This window comes from Cobetia sp. 29-18-1 (assembly GCF_029846405.1).
Taxonomy (GTDB): Bacteria; Pseudomonadota; Gammaproteobacteria; order Pseudomonadales; family Halomonadaceae; genus Cobetia; species Cobetia amphilecti.
Map to the genome: position 1 here is coordinate 57,258 of NZ_JARWKS010000007.1, position 23,327 is coordinate 80,584.

Consider the following 23,327-nt stretch of genomic DNA (forward strand, 5'->3'; position numbering starts at 1 on the left):
GACGGATTACTCATAGCGCAGTACCTCCGCCGGCTGGATGCGCGAGGCGCGCCAGGCCGGATACAGCGTCGACAGGAAGCTCAGCACCAGCGCGGAACCGATGATGATGCCCATGTCGCTCATCTCGAGGCGCGACGGCAGATAGCTGATGAAGTAGACGTTGGGGTCCAGGAACTGGATACCGAAGGTCGACTGCACCCAGGCGATGATGTCGGAGACGCTCAGCGCCAGCGCCACACCGGCGATGGCGCCGATGATGATGCCCATCACGCCGATGGTCAGCCCCTGCACGATGAAGATGCCCATGATGGAACCGGGCCTGGCCCCGAGGGTACGCAGGATGGCGATGTCAGCGTGCTTGTCCGTCACCATCATCACCAGCGTCGAGACGATATTGAAGGCCGCGACGGCGACGATCACCATCAGCAGCAGGCCGATCATGTTCTTCTCCATCTGGATGGCGGCGAACAGGTTGCCGTGGGTACGCTTCCAGTCCATGCCGCGATACTGCGGCCCCAGCTGGCTGACGATGTCGCGGGTGACCTGATCGGCGCTGAACAGGTCATCGAGCTTCAGGCGCACCCCCTGGACGTCGCCTTCCTTGAAGCGCGCCAGCTTGGCCATGTCCGAGATATCGGTGTAGGCAAGGCTGGCATCGACGTCCGCGCCGACCTTGAAGATACCGGTCACCGTGAAGCGCTTGAGGCGCGGGAAGATCCCCCCGGGCGTGATGGAGGCCTCGGGCACCAGTAGCGTGACGCGATCCCCCACGCCGACGCCCAGGTTGCGCGCCAGCAGCTCGCCCATCACGATGCCCCAGCTGCCGGGCGTGAGATCCGCCAGGCTGCCCTGCACCATGTGCTCGCTGATGATCGAGACCTGGTCCTCCGCGGACGGATCGATGCCGGTGACCAACGCACCCTTGTTGCGGCCGTTGGTGGTGAACATGCCCTGCTGCTCGATATAGGGCGCCGCACCGACGACATGCGGCTTCTCGCGCAGCTTGCCGGCCAGCGTCTCCCAGTCGGTGACGCTGTCACGCGCCTCGACGCGCACATGCGGCACCATGCCCAACACGCGGGTACGCAGCTCGTGGTCGAAGCCGTTCATCACCGACAGCACCAGAATCAGCACGGCGACGCCCAGCGACAGCCCCAGCATCGAGGTCAAGGAGATGAAGGAAATGAAATGGTTACGGCGCTTGGCGCGGGTATAGCGCAGGCCGATCAGAAAGGGTAGGCGATCCAGCAGCATCGAAGTCGATTCCTTGGGTCAGGGTCGCGGGCCATGATACGCATTCCGCAGGCTCGGCGCATGGAGCCATATTCGAACGCAGTTTGCCAGCCTTCGTCTGTGGCCAACATGAACCGCCAGCATGGCAAGACATGTGTAAGTCAGACACCACAGGGCTAGCGTCGGCGCATGGCTCTGCTATCATCGCGCGCCGAGTCCGCGGCATTGCGGCTTGCGCCTTTATCGTTACCTCTTCACCAGGGAGATGCCCATGGCCACCCGTCTGCTCGCCGAATGGCACCCGCAGGACGCCATCCAGCTCAGCTGGCCCAGCCCGCACAGTGACTGGAACGAGATGCTCGAGAGCATCGAAGCCACATGCGAGGCCATGGTGATCGCCATCAGCCGCTTTCAGCACGTGCTGATCAGCGTCAGCGATGACGCCACCCGCGAGCGCCTTGCCGCGCGCTTCGCCGGTTTCGGCGTGCCCGCCGAGCGCCTGCATCTTTTCGTGGCGCCGCTGGATGACACCTGGACGCGCGACCATGGCCCCATCACCATCGAACGTGATGGCCAGCCGGTACTGCTCGACTACACCTTCACCGGCTGGGGCGGCAAGTTCGAGGCCGCCCGCGACAATGCCCTGACCCGCGCCCTCACCGCGCAGGGGGCTTACGCAAGCCCGGTGGAAAGCCGCGACTTCATTCTGGAAGGCGGCGGCATCGAGAGCGACGGCCAGGGCACCCTGCTGACCACCGAGGCCTGCCTGCTCAACGACAACCGCAATGCCGGCCTGAGCCGCGCCCAGGTCGAGGCGCAACTCAAGGCCGATTTCGGGGTCAAACGCGTGCTGTGGCTCGCCAATGGTCATCTGGAAGGCGATGACACCGACAGCCATGTCGACACCCTGGCGCGCTTCTGCGACCCGCGCACCATCGCCTATGTCCGCTGCGATGATCGCGACGACCCGCATTACCCGGCGCTCAAGGCGATGGAAGCCGAACTTGAAGCCCTGCGCGACGCCAATGGCGACCCCTACTTCCTGGTGCCGCTGCCGTGGCCGGATGCCTGCTTCGATCCGGACGACAGCCATCGCCTGCCGGCGACCTACGCCAACTTCCTGATCATCAATGGGGCCGTGCTGGTGCCGACCTACGCCGATCGTCACGACATGATCGCCCTCAAGGCCCTCGCCAGCGCCTTCCCCAAGCGTGACATCATTCCGGTCGATTGCCGCGCCGTGATTCGCCAGCATGGCAGCCTGCACTGCATGACCATGCAACTGCCCAAGGGCACGCTGGCCACCTCGAACACCTCTCAAGGAGCACTGTGATGACTGCTTCCCGCCGTACACTCAAGGTCGGTGTCGTCCAGCAACAGGGCTGGCCCGACAAGGACACAAGCCTGGCGGCCAGCGAAGCCGCCATTCGTCGCCTTGCCGCCGATGGCGCTGAGCTGGTGATGCTGCAGGAGCTGCATGCCAGCCACTACTTCTGCCAGACCGAAGACACCGAGATCTTCGATCTCGCCGAACCCCTCGAAGGTCCGACCACCCAGCGTCTGGCCAGCCTGGCCGCCGAACTCGGCCTGGTGATCGTCGGCTCCATCTTCGAGCGCCGCGCGGCGGGCGTGTATCACAACACCGCCGTGGTACTCGACAAGGCCGCTGGCCTGGTCGGCACCTTCCGCAAGATGCACATTCCGGATGATCCCGGCTTCTACGAGAAGTTCTACTTCACGCCGGGCGATGCACCCAGCGCACAGTCCCCGCGCCGCGGCTTCGAGCCCATCGACACCTCGGTCGGCCGTCTGGGCGTGCAGGTCTGCTGGGACCAGTGGTATCCCGAAGGCGCACGCCTGATGGCGCTGGCCGGTGCCGAGATGCTGCTCTACCCCACCGCCATCGGCTGGGACCCGCGTGACGATGAAGCCGAGCAGACGCGCCAGAAGGATGCCTGGACCCTGATCCAGCGCAGCCACGGCGTCGCCAATGGCGTGCCGGTGATCGTCGCCAACCGGGTCGGTCATGAAGCGGACCCGACGCCTGCCAGCGAAGGCATCCAGTTCTGGGGCGGCAGCTTCATCTGCGGCCCCCAGGGCGAGCTGCTGGCGCATGGCGGCACCGAGCCCGAAGAGCTGCTGGTCGAGGTGGACCTGGCGCGCGGCGAAGATGTGCGCCGCATCTGGCCTTACCTGCGCGATCGTCGCATCGATGCCTATGGTGATCTCACCGAGCGCTATCGCGACCGCTGAGCCCATCGGGCTTTGCAGGTGCCGGCCTGACAACAGCGCCCTGTCGAGATCACACAGCCCCCCCCCGCAGAGACAGGAGGGCGCCCAGCGTGGCGCCCTCTTCTGTTTCGGTCTTTCGGCGCCGGCGCAGCCGACCTATCCCGTCACTCCATTCCGGGTGATTCATCCTCTCGGAGCCCCTCTTCTGTCCGCGCATGCCGCCATGGTCTGACTTGCCATCCTGGTCACGCTAGGCTAAACAAGATAACGCGATAAAAAATCACGTCTCCCTTGCTGCAATCAGGACGCAGAGCATGCCCGAATACCAGTTGATGGCCAGAATAGAAGCGGCCTTCGATACGCAGATCAGTGCCGCCGATCAGGTCATCACCGCGGTCAGAGAAGAGAATTCGCCACTCTGGCGGCTGGATGGCGTCAGTGCCGATAGCGAATGGCTCAGCCAGGCGTTGCAGGACGTGTGGTATCAGGATGGCCAGGACGGCCGAGTCACCCGCCCCTATCTGGGCGTGGTCGCCGCAGGCCCGACGGTGATCGAGCGCGTCGCGGCGCTCAACACCGCCAAGGAGCAGCTGGCGGAACTCTTCGCCGAGCTGCGCGAGAAGTATCCCGACCAACTGGCCGAGCTGAAGGCGATTCTGCCCTTCCGCCATCCGGGACTGAATCAGCACCTGAGGGGCGATGGACTGGCGCGGCTGCATCTCAAGCAGTGCTGGCGGCGGGTGCCGGTGGCGGAAGCGCCGGTGGCGCGAGTGCGCTTCGCCTGGTACAGCTCCGGGCGCTCGATCCAGCGCGTCAGCGTGGCGGAGTGTGAAGCCTTGCTGATGAAGCTGGATACCGAGGCCGAGCACGTACGCCTGCAGCTCAAGCTGCTCGCTGGCTTGCCATCGGATGAGATTCTGGCCCGCATCCAGCCCCAGGCACCGCTGATGCGCGCCAACCTGTTCTACCGTGAGCCGGTGATGCGCGAAGACGGTGAGCTACGCACGCGCCGCGCGCTGAATGTCTCTCTGCCGCTGTTCCTGCCGCATGATGACCTGCGCCTGCCCGCTCTCAACCAGCCAAGCCCGACGCCGCCCACCGAGCGCACCCGCGCCCGCCGCGGCGACGTGCGCATCGAGGACACGCCCTTCCTCAAGAGTCTGCGCGTGCATCGCTATCGCTGAACCCTAGAGCCAGAGAGCCGGAGAGCCGGAGAGCCAGAGAGCTGGTGAGACAGCCAGGCCGTGAAGCCGCCCGCTGGAGGTCCAGCGCCGATTCGGGCATCCGCTTGAGGTGCATGCGGCGCGCCAGGCGAATCACCGGCTTGAGCGTCAGCTGCAGCGAGCCGATCACGAACAGCCAGATTCCCAGTGTCATCCACTCTTCCCAGAAGAAGCACACGCTGCCGATCGTGAACAGCAGGCCCAGCACCAGCTCATTGATGATGCTGGCCAGCTCATAACGGCGATGGATGATCAGCTCCTCATGGCCGAGGCGCAGCGTGAGGTCCGAGGTCGGATCATCCTGCAGTGTCTCGCGTGACTGCGTGCCCGACTGGCGAGTGTCGTGTTGCTGTGAATCATCCTGCATGCGTGATTTCCTCAAGGCTCATCAACAAGGTTTCCCAGTTGGGAGCCCGAAAACCACAAGGCCCCGACATCAATGATGTCGGGGCCTTGTGGTGTGCCTTCAAGTCAGCGGGCGCGAGGCCCGCGCCGCTCAGAACAGACGGTTGAGTCCATTCATGGCCGCGACCCGGTAGGCTTCCGCCATGGTCGGGTAGTTGAAGGTGGTGTTGACGAAGTACTTGAGGGTATTCGCCTCACCCTTCTGCTGCATGATGGCCTGACCGATGTGGACGATCTCGGACGCCTGGTCACCGAAGCAGTGGATGCCGAGAATTTCCAGCGTATCGCGATGGAACAGGATCTTGAGCATGCCGACGGTATCGCCGGTGATCTGGGCGCGGGCGGTGTCCTTGAAGAACGCCTGCCCCACTTCGTAGGGGATGCGCGCCTCGGTCAGTTCTGACTCACCACGCCCCACCGAGCTGATCTCGGGGATGGTATAGATGCCGGTCGGCACCTCATTGACGAACTTGAACTCTTCCCCCAGCAGGTTGGCTGAGGCGAAGCGGCCCTGATCGTAGGCGGCGGATGCCAGGCTCGGCCAGCCGATCACATCGCCCACCGCATAGACGTGGTCCAGCTCGGTGCGGTACTGATCATCGACGGTCAGCTGACCGCGGCCGTTGGCCTGCAGGCCGACATTCTCGAGACCGAGGCTATCGGTGTTGCCGGTACGGCCGTTGGCCCACAGGAAGGCGTCAGCACGCAGCTTCTTGCCGGACTTGAGGTGCACGACCACACCGGACTCATCGCCCTCGATGCGATCGTATTCCTCGTTGTGACGCACCAGCACGCCGTTGTTGCGCAGGTGATAGGACAGCGCGTCGGAAATCTCGTTATCCAGGAAGGACAGCAGACGATCACGCGTATCGATCAGGTCGACCTTGACGCCAAGGCCGGAGAAGATCGAGGCGTACTCGGAGCCGATGACACCGGCGCCGTAGATGATCAGCGTGCGCGGCGTGTGTGACAGCCCCAGGATGGTGTCGGAGCAGTAGATGCGCGGGTGGCGGAAGTTGACGTCCGCCGGGCGGTAGGGACGCGAGCCGGTGGCGATCACGACCTTCTCCGCGTGCAGCTCCTCGACCCCTTCATGGGCATCGCGCACCACGACGGTGTGCTCGTCCTTGAAGCGCGCGGTACCGAAGAACACATCGATGCGATTGCGGGCGTAGAAGCGCGTACGCATCTCGACCTGCTGCTCGATGGTGCGGCGTGAACGCTCCAGCACCTTGGGGAAGGAGAACCAGCGCGGCTCGCCGATATCGCGGAACATGCGATTGGTGTTGAACTCGATGATCTGCTTGACCGCGTGGCGCAGCGCCTTGGAAGGGATGGTGCCCTTGTGGGTGCAGTTGCCGCCCACGGAAGACTGAGCCTCGATCACGGCGACACGCTTGCCATGCTTGGCCGCGTTGACTGCCGCGCTTTCCCCTGCCGGACCGGTACCGATCACGACGACATCGTAGTTATAGACTGCCATGAGACTCGCTTTGCTCCTTGATTGTTCGTAGACCGGCCCTGACACGTACGGTCTCACCTCGCGGTGACACTGCCATGTCAGGGCCGGTAGCAGGCCTTGCGGCCGGCGGGCTCTGAGCCATCAGAGCAGAAATCAGCGACGTGCGGCGTCGTAGGCCAGATCGCTGGCCGGCTTGCCGCCACTCTCTGCCATCAGACGCTGGCGATCCTGCTCCTTCTCGCACTCCTCGTCCTTGCCGCCACAGATGTCACAGCCATCCTTGAGCCCGAGGTTGTTGAGACCACCGCAGGAGCCGGCGATCGGCTTGCGGCCCATCAGGACACCGACGGCCATCACGCCAATCAGCAGCAACATCGCGGCGAATACCAGTAACCAGATCGTCATGTCATTCCTCCCGGGGCTTGGCCCCATTGTGAACCTCTCGCGCGGGTCGGCTCCAGCGCAGCTTGCCCCCTGTCGATCCTGTGGATCATTCAGGACAGCATCCAGAAGATGCCATGCAATCCGAGCACCCGACCCTGTCGGAGGCGTGTCTCGACAGATGGCAGATGAGAGAGCCCGGCCGGCTGCCTCTCTGCAGACCGGCTCTTGGCAGACCGGCTCTCGATAGACCGGGCTCAGGCGCCGGCTTCATCTGCGGGCTTCGTGTCGCCTGTCGCCGGCGCGTCCTTCAGGTAGGGCGCAAATGCCGGACTCCAGGACTGCTTGAAGCCATCATCCGTTTTGACAATGAAATAGGCGGCAATGTTCTCGCGAATTGCGATCGTCATTGCCTTCTCGGCGCCCAGCACATTGAGTGCCGTGGCCCAGGCGTCCGCACTCGCGCAATCCGGCGTGATCACGGTGACCGAGGCCAGGCTGTGCTGGATCGGTCGACCGGTACGTGGATCGATCGTGTGCGAGTAACGTACGCCGTCCTGCTCGAAATAGTTGCGGTAATCACCGGAGGTGGCAACCGCGGCATTGCCGGGATCGATGATGCGCTGCACCGAGCGCTCGAAGGACTTCGGCGCTTCGATGGCGATACGCCAAGGCTTGTGGCCGGGCTTCTCGCCCTTGACGCGGATCTCGCCACCGACTTCGACCAGATAGTTCTCGATGCCATTGGCCTCGAGCACATCGGCGACTCTGTCCACCCCATAGCCCTTGGCGATCCCCGACAGGTCGGCATACACCGGCTTGCGCTTGATCACCGTATTGCCATCGAGCTCCAGCGCCAGATGATCGACCTTCTCCAGCGCCTGCGCGATCTGTTCATCGCTCGGCGCCTTGTCGAGACGCTCATCCGGGCCGAAGCCCCACAGATTGACGGCCGGACCGACGGTGATATCGAAGGCCCCGTCGGAGCGCTTGCCGATATCCTGCGACTCGGCCAGCACCTGCGCCAGGCCATCCGACAGCGTGATCGGCGTATCCAGCGGCGCCTGATTGAGCTTCGAGAGCTCCGAGGCGTCCTTGTAGGTCGACATCTGCCAGTCGACCTTGTCGAGCGCCTCGAGGCTCGCCTGCTTGAGCGACGCCACCTCATCGGCGTCCAGGTCCGCAGCCACCGTGACATGGAACCCGGTGCCGAAGATGGGGCCGGCGAAGCGATGCAACTCAGGGTTGCTGGAATTTTCACAGCCTGCAACCAGCAGGGCCAGCCCCATGAGGGCCGGCCCTGCCAGTCGTCTTGCGACGCGTGACATCATCGATCAACCACCGAAGTCATCGAGCAGGATGTTCTCCGGCTCTACACCCATGTCGGTGAGCATCTTGACGACGGCGGCGTTCATCATGGGCGGCCCGCACATGTAGTACTCGCAATCCTCAGGTGCCGGGTGGTCCTTGAGGTAGTTTTCATACAGGACGTTGTGGATGAAGCCCGTCGGGCCTTCCCAGTTGTCCTCAGGCTGCGGATCGGACAGCGCCAGGTGCCATTCGAAGTTCTCGTTCTCTTCGGCCAGCTTGTCGTATTCCTCGTTGTAGAACGACTCGCGCATGGAGCGCGCACCGTACCAGAACGACATCTTGCGCTTGGAATTCAGACGCTTGAGCTGATCGAAGATATGGCTGCGCATCGGCGCCATGCCGGCACCACCACCGATGAAGACCATCTCGGCGTCGGTGTCCTTGGCGAAGAACTCACCGAACGGCCCCATCACGGTCACCTTGTCACCCGGCTTCAGCGAGAAGACGTAGGTGGACATCAGACCCGGCGGATGCTGGGAATTCGGCGGCGGAGTGGCGATACGGATGTTGAACTTCAGGATGCCGTACTCTTCCGGATAGTTCGCCATGGAGTAAGCACGGATGACCGGCTCTTCGTTCTTGTGCTGAACGTTGAACAGACCGAACTTCTCCCAGTCACCACGATACTCTTCTTCGATGTCGAAGTCGGAGAACTTGATGTCGTAGGCCGGCGCTTCCAGCTGCACGTAACCACCGGCGCGGAAGTTGACTTCCTCGCCTTCCGGCAGCTGCAGGTTCAGCTCCTTGATGAAGGTCGCGACGTTCGGGTTGGCGGTGACGGTGGTTTCCCACTTCTTCACGCCGAAGATCTCTTCCGGCACTTCGATCTTCATGTCCTGCTTGACCGGGACCTGGCACGACAGGCGCCAGCCTTCCTTCTTCTCACCCATGGTGAAGTGGGATTCTTCGGTCGGCAGGATGGAACCGCCGCCTTCCGAGATCCGGCACTTGCACTGGGCACAGGAGCCACCGCCACCACAGGCGGAGGACAGGAAGATGCCGTTGGCGGCCAGGGTCTGCAGCAGCTTGCCGCCGGCCTGGGTCGTCAGGGTGTTGGCGGGGTCGTTGTTGATCTCGATCTGGACGTCACCACTCGAGACCAGCTTGCTGCGTGCCGCGAGAATCACGAGCACCAGGCCGATAACGACCACGGTGAACATGACGACGCCGAGCACGATGATGGAGGTATCTACCATTTCGATTTCCTTATGCTCGGTTGCGTTACAGCTGGACGCCGGAGAAGGACATGAAGCCCAGCGACATCAGGCCAACGGTGATGAAGGTGATGCCCAGGCCCTGCAGGCCAGCCGGCACGTCAGAGTACTTGAGCTTCTCGCGGATACCGGCCAGTGCAGCGATGGCCAGTGCCCAACCGAAGCCGGCACCCACGCCATAGATGACGGACTCACCGAAGGTGTAGTCACGCTGCACCATGAACAGGGCCGCACCGAGGATGGCGCAGTTGACCGTGATCAGCGGCAGGAACACGCCCAGCGCGTTGTAGAGCGCCGGCACGAACTTGTCGAGGAACATCTCGAGGATCTGGACGATCGCCGCGATGACGCCGATGTAGGACAGGTAGCCCAGGAAGGACAGGTCGATGCTCTCCGCCCCTTCCAGACCCGTCCAAGTCAGTGCGCCTTCACGCAGCAGGTAGTTCAGGATCAGGTTGTTGACCGGAACGGTCACCGCCAGCACGACGATGACGGCCACGCCCAGACCGATCGCGGACTGGATCTTCTTGGACACCGCCAGGAAGGTACACATGCCCAGGAAGAAGGCCAGTGCCATGTTCTCGACGAACACGGCCTTGATGAACAGGCTCAGATAGTGTTCGAACATGTTACACAGCCTCCTTGATCTTGGTGTTGGCGGTAATCTTGTACTCCGCCTTCTCGACCTGCTCCGGGTAGATGCTGCGCAGCACCCAGATGAACAAACCGATGACGAAGAACGCGGACGGCGGCAGCAGCATCAGGCCGTTCGGGATGTACCAGCCACCGTCGTTGACGGTCTGCAGGATGGTCACGCCGAACAGGGAGCCGGAACCGAACAGCTCACGCACGAAGCCGACCACCAGCAGGATCACGGTGTAGCCGAGACCATTGCCGATACCGTCGATGAAGCTCATCGTCGGGCCATTCTGCATGGCGTAGGCTTCAGCGCGACCCATCACGATGCAGTTGGTGATGATCAGACCGACGAAGACCGACAGCTGCTTGGACGTCTCGAAGGCGAAGGCTTTCAGCGACTGGTCGACCACGATGACCAGCGAGGCAATGATCGTCATCTGCACGATGATGCGGATGGACGACGGGATGTGATTGCGGATCAACGAGATGAACATGCTGGAGAACGCTGTCACCAGGCACACCGCGATACCCATGATCAGGGCGGTGTTCATCGAGTTGGTCACCGCCAGCGCGGAGCAGATACCGAGGATCTGCAGCGCGATGGGGTTGTTCTTGAAGATCGGCGTCGTCAGGACACCTTTAGGAGTTTCGGCTGCCATCATTACGCTCCTTTGACGTCACGGAACTGGGTCAGGTACTTGGCGAAGCCATTCTCACCCATCCAGAACTGCAACAGGTTGGTCACGCCGTTGCTGGTCAGGGTAGCCCCTGACAGCGCATCGACCTGGTACTTGGCATCCGGAGAAGACGGATTCACGCCGCCCTTCTTCAGGTGCACTTCCGGGTCCATGCTGCCTTCGGGATAGATCTTCTTGCCATCCCACTGGGCCTTCCACTTCGGGTTGTCGACTTCGCCGCCAAGCCCCGGAGTTTCGCCCTGCTGGTAGAAGGAGAGACCGACCACGGTGTTGCCGTCACCCTTCAGTGCCAGATAGCCGTACATCATTGACCACAGGCCGTTGCCGCGCACCGGGACGATGATCTCGTCCGGCTGCTCGACATCACCGACCAGGTAGACCACGGAGTACTGCTCACGACGCTTGATGCCCGGCAGGTCTTCGTCGCCAGACAGGGTGCGTGAGGTGGCCGGGTCCTTGGACATCTTGGCCTGGTCGTACTTTTCCGGGTCGATGTCGTCGACGTATTCACCGGAATCCAGGTCCACTACCTTGGCGGTGACCTTGTCACGGAACTGCTGACCGATGTCCTCACCCGGCTGCAGCAGCTCGGCGACCGCGAGGATGTTGCTCTTGCGGTCCAGCTCGGCATTGGTCAGCTGCATCGGACGCAACACGACCGCTGCGGTGGAAACCACCACCGAGCAGACGATGCACAGCCCGAGCGCGACGCCGAGGGTTTTCTTGATGGAGTTGTTGCTGGCCATGTCAGACGGTCTCCTCGTTCGCGATGCCGGCAGTCTCGCGCTTGACGCGGCGCTTGATGTTGGCCTGCACGACGAAGTGGTCGATCAGCGGAGCGAACAGGTTGGCGAACAGGATCGCCAGCATGATGCCCTCCGGGAAGGCCGGGTTGGCGACACGGATCAGCACGGTCATCACGCCGATCAGTGCACCGAATACCAGCTTGCCCTTGTTGGTCATGGACGCGGAGACCGGATCGGTGGCCATGAAGACCATGCCGAAGGCGAAGCCGCCGATGACCATGTGCCAGTACCACGGCATCTCGAACATGGCATTGGTGTCGCTGCCGATGGCATTGAACAGCGCCGAGGTCGCGATCATGCCCAGCAGGACGCCCAGCATGATTCGCCACGAGGCGATACGCGTCCACAGCAGCACTGCCGCACCGAGGAAGATCGCCAGTGTGGAGACCTCACCCACCGAGCCCGGAATGAAGCCGAGGAAGGCGTCGGTCCAGCTCATCTGCTGCATCAGGGCACCCATGCCATCCTGCGCGGCAGTGGAGAGCGCGGTCGCACCGGTGAAGCCGTCCGCCGGCACCCATACCGCGTCGCCGGAAATGCTGGCCGGATACGCGAAGTACAGGAAGGCACGGCCGGAGAGTGCCGGGTTGAGGAAGTTCTTGCCGGTACCACCGAAGACTTCCTTGCCGATCACCACACCGAAGGTGATACCGAGCGCGACCTGCCACAGCGGAATGGTCGCCGGCAGTGTCAGGGCGAACAGTACCGAGGTGACGAAGAAGCCTTCGTTGACCTCGTGGCCGCGACGCATCGCGAACAGCACTTCCCAGAACCCGCCGACCGCGAAGGTCACCAGATAGATGGGCAGGAAGTAGGTGGCCCCCAGGATGAAGTTGGCCCACACGCTGCCGGCATCGTGGCTGCCCGCCAGCAGCATGACGATGGCTTCACGCCAGCCGCCCAGTGCGCTGTAACCGCCAGCGATGGCTTCGTTGGCCTGCAGACCGGCGTTGTACATGCCGAAGAACATGGCCGGGAAGGTACACATCCAGACCGTGATCATGATGCGCTTCAGGTCGATGCCATCACGCACGTGAGTAGTGCTGCGCGTGACGCTCGCCGGCGCATAGAAAATGGTGTCCACGGCTTCGTAGAGCGCGTAGAACTTCTCGTACTTGCCACCTTTGTGGAAGTGCGGCTCCAGGTTATCCAGAGTCTGTCGAATGCCCATCATCAGACCTCTTTCTCGATCGTGGTGAGGTTGTCACGCAGGATGGGACCGTACTCGTACTTGCCCGGGCACACGTAGGTGCACAGCGCGAGGTCCTCTTCATCAAGCTCCAGGCAGCCAAGCTGCATGCCGGTCTCGATATCACCCACGATCAGCGAACGCAGCAGCTGCGTCGGCAGAATGTCCAGCGGCATGACCGCCTCGTACGCGCCCACCGGCACCATGGCACGCTCGGAGCCGTTGGTGGAGGTGTTCGGGCGGTAGTCGGTCAGACCGGTCAGCTTCGACAGGTAGATACCCAGCACCGAGTGACGCTTGGCGCCCATCGACAGCCAGCCCATGAAGGCACGCTTGTTGCCTTCCTCGAGCAGGCTCACCTGATTGTGGTAGCGGCTGACGAAACGCAGCGCCCCTTCACAGGTCAGGCCGGAGAACACCGAACCGGAGATGACACGCGTGTCTTCCGGCTGCTCGACTTCGCCCTTGAGCAGCTCTTCGGTGCTGGCGCCCAGACGGGTGCGCAGCAGACGCGGCTTGGTGGCACGCGGGCCACCGACGGCGATGACGCGCGTGGTGTCCAGGCGACCTTCCGCCAGCAGCGTACCGATGGCGACCACATCCTGATAACCGACATGCCAGACCTGACGCTGCAGGCTGACCGGTGCGAGGTGATGGATGTGCGTGCCCGGCAGACCCGCCGGGTGCGGGCCCTTGAAGGACTCGCTGACCACACCGGAGACGTCGCCACCCGGGATATCAGCACCCGGTGCCTGGCACAGGAACACCTTGCCTTCGGTCAGACGCGTCAGTGCGACGAGACCCTGACGGAAAGCGGCTTCCTGGCCCTTGAGCACCACGGCCGGATCCGCGGACAGCGGGTGGGTATCGATGGCGGTGACGAAGATGGCTGCCGGCTTGGCATCCAGCGCCGGCACACGCGAGAACGGGCGGGTACGCAGCGCCGTCCACAGGCCGGACTTGACCAGCTGGTCGACCACGACCTGACGTTCGAGACCTGCAATGGCGGCATCGCCATGTGCAGTAAATTCCACAGCTTCGCCCTGCGCGTCGATCTCGATGACCACGGACAGAAGCTTGCGCTTCTCGCCACGATTGATCTCGACCACAGTACCGGCAGCAGGCGCGGTGTAACGGACGCCCGGGGTCTTCTTGTCAGTGAACAGGAGTTGCCCCTGCTTCACCTTGTCCCCTTCACGGACTTCCATCGTCGGCTTCATGCCGACGTAGTCAACACCCAGGATCGCTACGCGACGAACGGGCTGCGCATCCTCGATACGCTGCTCCGGCGCCCCGGCGATGGGGAGATCCAGGCCACGTTTGACTTCGATCATAGACTCGCCCAATTGTCGGATCTGATGTTGTTCAGGAAAGATCACCCATCGTAGATACGCCTCGAGGCCGATAATTGACCAGGCAACCTCGCGATTTTCGCGTATCAGGCAATGTGAATGCTTTTCTTATCAGACGGTTGGAGGTGTAGCCCAGAGATTGGACCGGCCCAAAAAAATCCGGCTCATTATAAAGATGCGAGGCCGGAAAGACCATACGACACTAAAGTGGTGCACACGCCGAAAACGCCAACGCCCCCGCCATCATTGAGGGCGGGGGCGTTGTAACAGCAGGTATTTATTTCAATTTTTTGCAAGTCACGCCACAGACGCGGCGCATTGACTCAGCGCGTCGGGAAGTAGCTGAAACGCACGTTGGACATGTGCTGCAGAATACGCACCACCTGACAGCTGTAACCGAACTCGTTGTCGTACCACACGTACACGACGGCCTGCTTGTCGGTGACGATGGTCGCCTGGCCATCGACGATGCCGGAATGGCGGTTGCCGACGAAGTCCGAGGACACCACTTCACAGGAATCGACGTAGTCGATCTGCTTCTGCAGCGAGGAATGCAGCGAGGCGGTGCGCAGGAAGTCGTTCATGCGCTCGGCGTCGCTTGCGGTGTTCAACGTCAGGTTGAGGATTGCCATCGAGACATTGGGCGTCGGCACGCGGATCGCGTTGCCGGTCAGCTTGCCGGAAAGCTCCGGCAGCGCCTTGGCGACGGCCTTGGCGGCGCCGGTCTCGGTCAACACCATGTTGAGGGCCGCGGCACGGCCACGACGATCACCACTGTGGAAGTTGTCGATCAGGTTCTGGTCGTTGGTGTAGGAGTGCACCGTCTCGACGTGACCCTGGCTGACACCGTACTCGTCGTGCAGCACCTTCAGCACCGGCACGATGGCGTTGGTGGTACAGGAGGCCGCGGAGATGATGCGGTCATCATCGCTGATGTCGGTGTGGTTGACGCCGTAGACGATGTTCTTGAGATCGCCCTTGCCCGGTGCCGTCAGCAGCACCTTGGCCACGCCCTTGCACTCCAGGTGCTGACCCAGGCCCGCTTCGTCACGCCACTTGCCGGTGTTGTCGACCACGATGGCGTTGTCGATGCCGTGCGCGGTGTAATCGATCTCGGTGGGCGAGTTGGCGTAGATGATCTTGATGTAGTTGCCGTTGACGATCAGCGCCGAGTTTTCTTCATCGACGGTGATGCTGCCCTCGAAGGGACCGTGCACCGAGTCGCGACGCAGCAGGCTGGCCCGCTTTTCCAGGTCATCCTTGCTGCCACGCACCACGATGGCGCGCAGACGCAGCAGGTTACCGCCGCCAGCCTTCTCGATCATGATGCGCGCCAACAGGCGACCGATACGCCCGAAGCCATACAGGACGACGTCCTTCGGGTCGCCGCCCATGCCGCCTTCGACGTAGCCACCGACGATGTCGGCCAGCTCACGCTTGAGGAAGGCGGTGATGTCCGTCTCATCAGAGCGCTTGAAGGCGACGGCCAGCTTGCCGATATCGACGTGGGCCGGACCCAGATTGAGCTCGATCATGGCGCGCACCAGCGGGAAGGTGTCTTCCACCGACAGCTCGACGCCTTCGGCCTTGCGCACCCAACGGTGGTTCTTGAGGATGCGCACCATCGAGCGATTGATCAGCGAACGCCCGTAGATGGAGGGCACGACGTTGAAGCGGCGGTAGAGATCTCCCAACAGCGGGATCATCTGCTCCGCGAGGGCTTCATTGTCCTGCCACTGCTTGAAACAGGCTTCGAGATTCTCTTGGCTCACGGGTGCATCCTCTCACGTGCGGGCAAATAATGATGGTCGTCACCGAACGCTTGGCGACGCCGGACAAGGCCAGCTGAGTATGCGTAACGCGGCTATGCACCACAATGAAAGGATGGTCGCACGCAGGGTAGTAGTGCTACAGAATCAACGATTTGACTACAAAAGCGTTTCCCCCATCCCGCGCTCGGCCATCTGTGTCCACGGTGCTGAAAAGCGCATCACTTGCCCCCATATAGCGACTGACTTGCTATGATCAAGCGCGACTCCTTTCATGGCGGCGACTGACGTTGCAGCCCCTTGCGCTGCGACAGCTTGCGTTGAAGCGCGCCTGGCAAGCCAAGGCATCGCGCCTGCCATGTCGCGCTCATGAGTATTCTGCGCGCTATTGAATGTGCCGCGCGCTTTTGAATGTGCCGTACACCCGAGAGGCTGCCTTGCGCCCATGAGTCGCTCAGCGTCATCTGCATGCGTGGGCCGCTCACCATGAGCGACTGACCCAGCACCTTATTCACTCGGGCCCTGCCCGTGACGTCATCCCGTGCCGTGAACGCCGCAAGGCGTTGCGCCCAAGCCCAGGACACAAGACACCAGAGCCCATGTTCGAGACTCCGCTGACGCCCCCGTTGCCGCGCTCGCGCCGCGAAACCACCTTCTGGATGCTCAATGACCCCAGCGCCGCGGCGCTGGCGCTGGCGCGCCTGGCCGATGCCGATGAAGCGCCGCTGATGGTCATCACCCCGGACACCGCCAGCGCCCAGCGCCTGGAAGCCGACCTGCGCTTCTATACGCGCCATCCCGAGCGCCTGCTGCCCTTCCCCGATTGGGAAACGCTGCCCTACGACAGCTTCTCGCCGCACCAGGACATCGTCTCGGAGCGTCTGCGCACCCTGCGTACCCTGCAGACCAGCCGCCGCGCCATCGTGCCGGTGCCGGTCAACACCCTGATGCAGCGCCTCGCGCCGGTGGATTACATCGCAGGCCAGGTCTTCAGTCTCGCCAAGGGCGACATCCTCAATCGCGAAGACTTCCGCTCACGCCTGTCGCGGGCCGGTTACCGCGCGGTGGAGACGGTCTACGAGCCGGGCGAATACGCCCTGCGCGGCGCATTGATCGACCTGTTCCCCATGGGCAGCGAGCAACCGCTGCGCATCGACCTGTTCGATGACGAGATCGACACCCTGCGTGCCTTCGACCCTGACACCCAGCGCAGTGGCGACAAGGTCGAGGCGATCGAGATTCTGCCTGCGCATGAATACCCGCTGACGCGTGGCGCCATCGCCTGCTTCCGCGAGGGCTTCGAGACGCTGTTCGATGTCGACCCGCGCCAGTGCATTCTCTACAACGACGCCATCAAGGGCATTCCCTCGCCGGGGCTCGAGCAGTACCTGCCGCTGTTCTTCGACGAGACCGCGACGCTCTTTGATCACATGGGCGACGAGCTGCGCATCGCCATGCTGCCCGGCGTGCGCGAGGCGGCCGAGAGCCACTGGGACGCCATCACCACCCGCTACGCCAATCTGGGCGTCGACCCGACACGCCCGCTGCTGCCACCGCACCGCGCCTTCGTGCCGGTCAATGAGCTGCTGGGCCTGATCAAGCAGCACGAGCGTATCGAGCTGGTACGTGAGTCCAATGCCCACGCCATCGAATTCGGCCATCAGACGCTGCCGAGCCTGGCCATCGATGCGCGCAGCGCCGACCCGACCCAGGCCCTGGCCAGCTTCCTCAAGCAGCGCCTGAACGGCGAACATGCCCAGCGTGTGCTGTTCGTCGCCGAGACCCAGGGCCGCCGCGAAGTCGTAGAGGAGCAGCTCACCCCGCTGCTGCGCGGCTTCGGGTTGCGCAGCCTGGATGACTTCGCAAGCTTCGAGCACTTCGTGGACAGCCCAGCCGCCGTCGGCCTGACCGTCGGTGGCCTGACACATGGTACCTGGGTGGCCAGCGCGCAGGCAGAAGATGCCCTGTCCAGCGATGACAGCGACAGCCACAAGGGGCTGGTGGTCATCACCGAGACCGAGCTCTACGGCGAAGTGGTACGTCAGAGCCGCCGCCAGGCGCGCGCCACCGATGACAACGAGCTGGCCGTGCGCCACCTCTCGGAGTTGCGTGAAGGCGCGCCGGTGGTGCACCACACCCACGGCGTCGGCCGCTATCTGGGGCTGGAGACCATCAACGCCGGGGGGCAGGAAGCCGAGTTCCTCGCGCTCGAATACGCCGATGGCGCAAAGCTCTACGTGCCGGTGGACAGCCTGCACCTGATCTCGCGCTATTCCGGGGCCAGTGACGAGCTGGCGCCGCTGCACAAGCTGGGCTCCGAGCAATGGGAGAAGGCCAAGCGCAAGGCGGCCGAGAAGATCCGTGATACCGCCGCCGAACTGCTGGATGTCTATGCACGCAGAGAGGCGCGTGTCGGCCATGCCTGCGACTTCCCCGCCGAGGACTACGCACGCTTCGCGGCCAGCTTCCCCTTCGAGGAAACCCCAGACCAGGCGCAGACCATCGGCGCGGTGATCCAGGACATGTGCGCGCCCCAGCCGATGGACCGCGTGGTATGTGGCGATGTCGGCTTCGGCAAGACGGAAGTCGCGATGCGCGCCGCCTTCCTCGCCGTCAATTCCGGCCGCCAGGTGGTGGTGCTGGTGCCCACCACCCTGCTCGCTCAGCAGCACTACGACAACTTCCGCGATCGCTTCGCCGACACCGCGGTGGAGATCGCCCTGCTGTCGCGTTTCACCAGCGGCAAGGGCCAGGAAGCCTCGCTCGAGCGCATCAGGAACGGCCAGGCCGATATCGTGATCGGCACTCACAAGCTGCTCTCCAAATCGCTGGAGCTGCCCAACATGGGGCTGCTGATCATCGATGAGGAGCACCGCTTCGGCGTCTCCCAGAAGGAGCGCCTCAAGAGCCTGCGCGCCGAGGTCGACATCCTGACCCTGACTGCCACGCCGATTCCGCGCACGCTGAACATGGCGATGAGCGGCATCCGCGACCTGTCCATCATCGCCACGCCACCGGCGCGCCGCCTGTCGGTGAAGACCTTCGTCCAGCAGCGCAACGACGGCGTGGTCAAGGAAGCCATCCTGCGCGAGCTGCTGCGCGGCGGGCAGGTCTACGTGCTGCACAATGAGGTGAAGACCATCGAGGAGAGCGCCGCGCGCATCGCGGAGCTGGTGCCGGAGGCCAATGTCGGCGTCGCCCACGGCCAGCTGCCGGAGCGCAGCCTGGAGCGGCGCATGTCGGACTTCTATCACAAGCGCTTCAACGTGCTGGTGTGCTCGACCATCATCGAGACCGGCATCGACATCCCGAGCGCCAATACCATCATCATCGAGCGCGCCGACAAGTTCGGCCTGGCCCAGCTGCACCAGCTGCGTGGCCGCGTCGGGCGCTCGCATCACCAGGCCTACGCCTACCTGCTGACCCCGCATCCCAAGGCGATGACCCGCGATGCGGTCAAGCGTCTGGAGGCGATCAGCGAGTCCCAGGACCTCGGTGCCGGCTTCACGCTGGCCTCCCATGACATGGAGATCCGCGGCGCGGGTGAGCTGTTGGGTGACGAGCAGTCCGGCCAGATGGAAACCATCGGCTACTCGCTGTACATGGAGATGCTCGATCGCGCCGTGAAGGCCATCAAGGCGGGCAAGACGCCCAATATCGAGTCACCGCTGGATGAAGGCGTCGAGGTCAGCCTGAATCTGCCGGCACTGATTCCGGCCGATTATCTGCACGACGTCCAGCAACGCCTGATGATGTACAAGCGCATCAGCAACGCCGAGAACGCAAGCGACCTGCGCGAACTGCAGGTCGAGATGATCGACCGTTTCGGCCTGCTGCCGGAGCCGGTCAAGACGCTGTTCCGCCAGACCCAGCTGCGCCAGCGCGCCCAGGCATTGGGCATCATCAAGCTGGAGGCCGGCGCCGGGCGTGGTCGCATCATCTTCGGCGCCCAGACGCCGGTCGATCCGCTGACACTGGTCAACCTGATTCAGCGCCAGTCGGATGTCTACAAGCTGGAAGGCGCCGACACGCTGCGCTTCGCCACCGACATGGACGACGCCGAGAAGCGCTTCAGCTTCTGCGAGACCTTGCTGGACCTGCTCAACGCCAAGACCAAGGCGGCCTGACGCGCCCTGCGCTGCCAGGCGCCTGGGCTCGAACATGGGCATGAACTTGAGCGTGAGCGTGAGCGTGAGCGTGAGCGTGAGCGTGAGCGTGAGCGTGAGCGTGAGCGTGAGCGTGAGCGGAACATGAAAACGGCCTGCATCGCGGATGCAGGCCGTTTTTCGTGCGGGCATACCCTCTACACGCCCTACACCCTCTACACGCCCTCCCTACACCACCGCCTACCTACAACCACCGCCTATCTACAACCACCGCCTCCCCCCACTCTCCTCCTGAGGCCAGGCAGCTCAGGCACGGCGCGCCAACAGCGTCGCCAGCAAGCGCTGCACCCTGGGCATGCCGGCCTCGATCACGGATTCCGTGCCTGCGCGGGTCGGCTCCTCTTCACCGACGCCTGCGGCATGGCTGATCACCAGACACAGGCTGGCGTATTCCATCTCGAGCTCGCGCGCCAGCACGGCCTCGGGCATGCCCGTCATGCCGACCAGCGTATTGCCATCGCGCGCCATCAGGCGGATCTCGGCGGCAGTCTCCAGCCGCGGCCCCTGCACCACGCCCAGCACCCCGCCGGCCGTGAGGGGCAACCCCGCCTCGGCGGCCGCCGCATGCAGCTCCTCACGCCAGACCCGATGATACGGCCAGGCGAACGACACATGCTGGAACGGCTTGAAACGCCCATCGAAGAACGAACCCTCGCGGCCGGTGGTGTAATCGATCAGCTGGTCCGGCACCACCAGCGTGCCCGGGGCCAGCGTCGGGTCGATGCCGGACACGCAGTTGACTCCCACCACATGGGTCGCGCCCGCCTGTTTGAGCGCCCATAGATTGGCGCGATAGTTGATGCGATGCGGCGGCACCTTGTGCGGTTGGCCATGACGGGCCAGAAACAGCAGCGACTGACCATTCAGTCGCCCTTCCACGACGCCACAGGAGGCCGCCCCCAGGGGCGTTTCCTGCCCGCCGCGCCTGAGCACTTCCATGCCTGCCCAACTGCCGAACCCCGTCCCACCGATCACCGCCAGCATCGCCCGCCTCCTTGCCACCCATGTGCAGGAATCTCTCGGGACCGGACACTCCGATCCTCAGCGAACGCTACTCCGAGCCCACCGACAACGACAAGCACAATCGTCACGCTCTGCGCCAGGAGAACAGAAAAGGCCCCGAAAACGACACCACCCGCCGCGGTTGCCCGGGCGGGTGGTGAACGAATGCCAGCGTTGACGATGGCTATCGCACGCGATGGCGACTGCCATCCGGCGGCTCATGTCACAGACACTTGGGTTAAAGCCCTTGGGTTACAGCCCCTTGGGTTACAGACCCTTGGGCGCGTAGATGCCCGGCGCGTTACGCCAGTAGCCCTTGTAGTCCATGCCGAAGCCGAACAGGAAGCGGTCTTCGACGTCGAGACCACAGAAATCGGCCTTGAAGCCCGGGTAGGCCTTGCGGTCATGCTTCTTGTCGACCAGCACACAGCTGGACACGCTGCGCGCACCGGCTTCACGGCAGTACTCGAGAATCGCGGCCAGGGTGCCACCCTCATCGAGGATGTCATCGACGATCACCACGTCGCGACCGGCCATCGGCAGCTCCGGGTTGACGCGCCAGAACAGCTCGCCGCCGCGCATCGCGCCACGGTAGCGAGTGGCGTGCAGATAATCGACTTCCAGCGGGAAGTCGAGGCGGGTCAGCAGCTGGCCGGCGGTGATCAGGCCGCCGTTCATCACGCAATAGAAGATCGGCATGCGATCGCCGAGGCGTTCCGTCAGCTCAACGGCCATGCGGTCGAGTGCCACTTCAAGGTCAGCTTGCGGGATCAGGCAATCGGCATTGTCCATCACCTCACGCATTTCGTCATGCAGGGCGGTGAGGGTCTCAGGCGTCGGAGTCAGCATCGGGAGTTTCCTGGGTGTCACTGGCCTCATCTCCACGCCGGACGGGCGCAGAGGAGGATGTAGCAGCGGCGGTTGAATCAGAACGGCGGCGGGACCCGCGCGTCTGCGTGTCTGATGACGCCGCGGCATTCTCAGCCTCGGCGTCGTGTTCATGGTGGCGTCCTTCGAAGGGCAGTACATCGGCAAAATGCAGACGCTGACCCGGCAGCGCCACCTGGGCATCATGCTCACGGATGATGTCGTGCACCTTGAGCAGGACATCCTGCTTGATCGCGTGGTACTTCACCCAGTCGGTGGTGCGCGTGAAGACATAGACGAAGAAGTTCAGCGAATGCTCACCATAGGTGGTGAAGTTCACGATCTGGGTGCGCGTCTGGTCGATCTCGTCATGGCCTTCCAGCATCTCGCGTACCGCGGCAACGATGGGGCCGACCTGGGCGGCATCCTCATAGCGCAGCCCCACGGTCTCGAAGATGCGGCGATTGTACATGCGCGACGGATTCTCCACCGAGATGCTGGTGAAGATGGCGTTCGGCACGTAGAGGGGCCGCATGTCGAAGGTGCGGATGCGCGTCAGGCGCCAACCGATATCCTCGACGGTGCCCTCGATCTCGCGGTCCGGTGAGCGGATCCAGTCGCCGACCTTGAAGGGCCGGTCGAGATGGATCATCAGGGCGCCGAAGAAGTTGGCCAGCAGATCCCGCGCCGCAAAGCCGACCGCGATACCGCCGACACCCCCGAAGGCCAGCACCCCGGACAACGAGACGCCGAGATTCTGCAGGATGGCCAGCCCCACCAGCACGACCACGACCGCCCGCAGCAGCTTGCTGATCGCCGAGGCCGTGGTGGCATCCATCGCGTTGACGTTGGTGCCGGGCGGCGGCATGGTGCGCAGCGCCTCGAAGCGCTTGACCATGCGAATCAACGCCCAGGCCAGCGCCAGCAGGGTCACGATCTGGCGCGCCGTGCCCAGGTACTTCTCGGCCCCGCCGAGGCTGAACTGGCCGGCGATGATGCCGAGCGCCAGCAACACCCCCATGCTGTAGAGCCAGAATGACAAGGGATGACGCAGGCCATGCACCAGGGCGTCATCCCACAGGTTGCGGCTCTTCTCGGCATGCGTCGCCAGGCGGCTGAGCACCACCCGCTCGATGAGGTGCAGCAACAGCACCGCCAGCAGTAGCAGAGCGAGATTGATGCCCCACAGCGGCAGACCAAAGGTCTGCTCGACCCATTGGCGCAGCGGCTCGACCCATTGATTGATCATCTCTTCGGCAGGCGCTGCCAGCTTGTCGGCAGCAGCCTCGGTGGCGGATTGCTCAGCCATGGGAATTCC

Annotated in this window: 19 protein-coding genes; 4 read left to right on the plus strand and 15 right to left on the minus strand. The window is 63.4% G+C overall.

Going from position 1 to position 23,327, the window contains the following annotated elements; genetic code table 11:
* Positions 1-6: 6 nt before the first annotated feature.
* Complete coding sequence (locus QD208_RS07295) at positions 7-1,251, minus strand: lipoprotein-releasing ABC transporter permease subunit (protein ID WP_043332064.1); 1,245 nt, start codon at positions 1,249-1,251, stop codon at positions 7-9.
* 253 nt (positions 1,252-1,504) lie between these two features.
* Here QD208_RS07295 and QD208_RS07300 point away from each other — a divergent pair, with 253 nt between their 5' ends.
* The 3 genes from QD208_RS07300 to QD208_RS07310 all read left to right on the plus strand — a co-directional run bounded on the left by QD208_RS07300 (position 1,505) and on the right by QD208_RS07310 (position 4,649).
* Entirely contained in the window at positions 1,505-2,566 is a 1,062-nt protein-coding gene (locus QD208_RS07300; RefSeq protein ID WP_279836376.1) for an agmatine deiminase family protein, read from the plus strand.
* The gene (locus tag QD208_RS07305; RefSeq protein ID WP_279836378.1) at positions 2,566-3,486 is read left to right on the plus strand and encodes a carbon-nitrogen hydrolase; all 921 of its coding nucleotides are present in this window, start codon (positions 2,566-2,568) and stop codon (positions 3,484-3,486) included. The genes QD208_RS07300 and QD208_RS07305 overlap by 1 nt, the downstream gene beginning before the upstream one ends.
* Positions 3,487-3,779: 293 nt before the next feature.
* Complete coding sequence (locus tag QD208_RS07310) at positions 3,780-4,649, plus strand: DNA replication terminus site-binding protein (protein WP_279836380.1); 870 nt, start codon at positions 3,780-3,782, stop codon at positions 4,647-4,649.
* Here QD208_RS07310 and QD208_RS07315 read toward each other — a convergent pair.
* The 11 genes from QD208_RS07315 to QD208_RS07365 all read right to left on the minus strand — a co-directional run bounded on the left by QD208_RS07315 (position 4,618) and on the right by QD208_RS07365 (position 15,977).
* On the minus strand, positions 4,618-5,055 hold the full coding sequence (locus QD208_RS07315) for a YrhK family protein (RefSeq protein WP_279836382.1): 438 nt from the start codon (positions 5,053-5,055) through the stop codon (positions 4,618-4,620). The two genes, QD208_RS07310 and QD208_RS07315, sit on opposite strands and share 32 nt — an antisense overlap.
* Before the next feature lie 129 nt (positions 5,056-5,184).
* Positions 5,185-6,576, minus strand: coding sequence for a Si-specific NAD(P)(+) transhydrogenase (gene sthA / locus QD208_RS07320; protein WP_043331912.1), 1,392 nt, complete (start codon positions 6,574-6,576; stop codon positions 5,185-5,187).
* 132 nt (positions 6,577-6,708) lie between these two features.
* Entirely contained in the window at positions 6,709-6,960 is a 252-nt protein-coding gene (gene nqrM / locus QD208_RS07325; protein ID WP_043331913.1) for a (Na+)-NQR maturation NqrM, read from the minus strand.
* A 233-nt stretch (positions 6,961-7,193) separates the two neighbouring features.
* Positions 7,194-8,267, minus strand: a complete 1,074-nt coding sequence (locus QD208_RS07330; RefSeq protein ID WP_052384339.1) for an FAD:protein FMN transferase — start codon at positions 8,265-8,267, stop codon at positions 7,194-7,196.
* Positions 8,268-8,270: 3 nt separating this feature from the next.
* On the minus strand, positions 8,271-9,503 hold the full coding sequence (gene nqrF, locus QD208_RS07335) for an NADH:ubiquinone reductase (Na(+)-transporting) subunit F (protein ID WP_043331915.1): 1,233 nt from the start codon (positions 9,501-9,503) through the stop codon (positions 8,271-8,273).
* A gap of 25 nt (positions 9,504-9,528) precedes the next feature.
* Entirely contained in the window at positions 9,529-10,149 is a 621-nt protein-coding gene (gene nqrE / locus QD208_RS07340) for an NADH:ubiquinone reductase (Na(+)-transporting) subunit E (protein ID WP_043331916.1), read from the minus strand.
* A gap of 1 nt (position 10,150) precedes the next feature.
* Positions 10,151-10,819: an NADH:ubiquinone reductase (Na(+)-transporting) subunit D gene (locus QD208_RS07345; RefSeq protein WP_043331917.1), complete on the minus strand. Its 669-nt coding sequence runs from the start codon at positions 10,817-10,819 to the stop codon at positions 10,151-10,153.
* Between the two features lie 2 nt (positions 10,820-10,821).
* Positions 10,822-11,604 carry a Na(+)-translocating NADH-quinone reductase subunit C gene (locus QD208_RS07350; RefSeq protein ID WP_153635247.1) on the minus strand — a complete coding sequence of 261 codons (783 nt, stop codon included), beginning with the start codon at positions 11,602-11,604 and terminating at the stop codon, positions 10,822-10,824.
* Position 11,605: 1 nt separating this feature from the next.
* Positions 11,606-12,838 carry an NADH:ubiquinone reductase (Na(+)-transporting) subunit B gene (locus QD208_RS07355; protein WP_043331920.1) on the minus strand — a complete coding sequence of 411 codons (1,233 nt, stop codon included), beginning with the start codon at positions 12,836-12,838 and terminating at the stop codon, positions 11,606-11,608.
* Positions 12,838-14,187 carry a Na(+)-translocating NADH-quinone reductase subunit A gene (locus tag QD208_RS07360; protein WP_279836384.1) on the minus strand — a complete coding sequence of 450 codons (1,350 nt, stop codon included), beginning with the start codon at positions 14,185-14,187 and terminating at the stop codon, positions 12,838-12,840. Before QD208_RS07360 ends, QD208_RS07355 begins: the two co-directional genes overlap by 1 nt.
* Positions 14,188-14,528: 341 nt before the next feature.
* Positions 14,529-15,977: a glyceraldehyde-3-phosphate dehydrogenase gene (locus QD208_RS07365; RefSeq protein WP_043331922.1), complete on the minus strand. Its 1,449-nt coding sequence runs from the start codon at positions 15,975-15,977 to the stop codon at positions 14,529-14,531.
* 596 nt (positions 15,978-16,573) lie between these two features.
* On the opposite strand from QD208_RS07365, the gene mfd reads away from it, so the two are divergent.
* The gene (gene mfd / locus QD208_RS07370; protein ID WP_279836385.1) at positions 16,574-20,101 is read left to right on the plus strand and encodes a transcription-repair coupling factor; all 3,528 of its coding nucleotides are present in this window, start codon (positions 16,574-16,576) and stop codon (positions 20,099-20,101) included.
* Between the two features lie 285 nt (positions 20,102-20,386).
* On the opposite strand, the gene QD208_RS07375 is transcribed toward mfd, so the two are convergent.
* From QD208_RS07375 to QD208_RS07385, 3 genes are all read right to left on the minus strand, one after another.
* Positions 20,387-21,124: an S-methyl-5'-thioinosine phosphorylase gene (locus QD208_RS07375; protein ID WP_054555021.1), complete on the minus strand. Its 738-nt coding sequence runs from the start codon at positions 21,122-21,124 to the stop codon at positions 20,387-20,389.
* Between the two features lie 285 nt (positions 21,125-21,409).
* Complete coding sequence (locus QD208_RS07380) at positions 21,410-21,991, minus strand: hypoxanthine-guanine phosphoribosyltransferase (protein ID WP_043331927.1); 582 nt, start codon at positions 21,989-21,991, stop codon at positions 21,410-21,412.
* The gene (locus QD208_RS07385) at positions 21,972-23,318 is read right to left on the minus strand and encodes a mechanosensitive ion channel family protein (RefSeq protein WP_279836386.1); all 1,347 of its coding nucleotides are present in this window, start codon (positions 23,316-23,318) and stop codon (positions 21,972-21,974) included. The genes QD208_RS07380 and QD208_RS07385 overlap by 20 nt, the downstream gene beginning before the upstream one ends.
* Between the last annotated feature and the right edge of the window lie 9 nt (positions 23,319-23,327).

What these genes read in the sequence shown, in the direction of transcription:
- mfd (WP_279836385.1), top strand. Translation starts at nt 16,574, where the DNA reads ATGTTCGAGACTCCGCTGACGCCCCCGTTGCCGCGCTCGCGCCGCGAA.
- nqrM (WP_043331913.1), bottom strand. Translation starts at nt 6,960, where the DNA reads ATGACGATCTGGTTACTGGTATTCGCCGCGATGTTGCTGCTGATTGGC.
- QD208_RS07355 (WP_043331920.1), bottom strand. Translation starts at nt 12,838, where the DNA reads ATGATGGGCATTCGACAGACTCTGGATAACCTGGAGCCGCACTTCCAC.
- nqrF (WP_043331915.1), bottom strand. Translation starts at nt 9,503, where the DNA reads ATGGTAGATACCTCCATCATCGTGCTCGGCGTCGTCATGTTCACCGTG.
- nqrE (WP_043331916.1), bottom strand. Translation starts at nt 10,149, where the DNA reads ATGTTCGAACACTATCTGAGCCTGTTCATCAAGGCCGTGTTCGTCGAG.
- QD208_RS07350 (WP_153635247.1), bottom strand. Translation starts at nt 11,604, where the DNA reads ATGGCCAGCAACAACTCCATCAAGAAAACCCTCGGCGTCGCGCTCGGG.
- QD208_RS07310 (WP_279836380.1), top strand. Translation starts at nt 3,780, where the DNA reads ATGCCCGAATACCAGTTGATGGCCAGAATAGAAGCGGCCTTCGATACG.
- QD208_RS07300 (WP_279836376.1), top strand. Translation starts at nt 1,505, where the DNA reads ATGGCCACCCGTCTGCTCGCCGAATGGCACCCGCAGGACGCCATCCAG.
- sthA (WP_043331912.1), bottom strand. Translation starts at nt 6,576, where the DNA reads ATGGCAGTCTATAACTACGATGTCGTCGTGATCGGTACCGGTCCGGCA.
- QD208_RS07330 (WP_052384339.1), bottom strand. Translation starts at nt 8,267, where the DNA reads ATGATGTCACGCGTCGCAAGACGACTGGCAGGGCCGGCCCTCATGGGG.
- QD208_RS07360 (WP_279836384.1), bottom strand. Translation starts at nt 14,187, where the DNA reads ATGATCGAAGTCAAACGTGGCCTGGATCTCCCCATCGCCGGGGCGCCG.
- QD208_RS07305 (WP_279836378.1), top strand. Translation starts at nt 2,566, where the DNA reads ATGACTGCTTCCCGCCGTACACTCAAGGTCGGTGTCGTCCAGCAACAG.
- QD208_RS07380 (WP_043331927.1), bottom strand. Translation starts at nt 21,991, where the DNA reads ATGCTGACTCCGACGCCTGAGACCCTCACCGCCCTGCATGACGAAATG.
- QD208_RS07385 (WP_279836386.1), bottom strand. Translation starts at nt 23,318, where the DNA reads ATGGCTGAGCAATCCGCCACCGAGGCTGCTGCCGACAAGCTGGCAGCG.
- QD208_RS07345 (WP_043331917.1), bottom strand. Translation starts at nt 10,819, where the DNA reads ATGGCAGCCGAAACTCCTAAAGGTGTCCTGACGACGCCGATCTTCAAG.
- QD208_RS07315 (WP_279836382.1), bottom strand. Translation starts at nt 5,055, where the DNA reads ATGCAGGATGATTCACAGCAACACGACACTCGCCAGTCGGGCACGCAG.
- QD208_RS07375 (WP_054555021.1), bottom strand. Translation starts at nt 21,124, where the DNA reads ATGCTGGCGGTGATCGGTGGGACGGGGTTCGGCAGTTGGGCAGGCATG.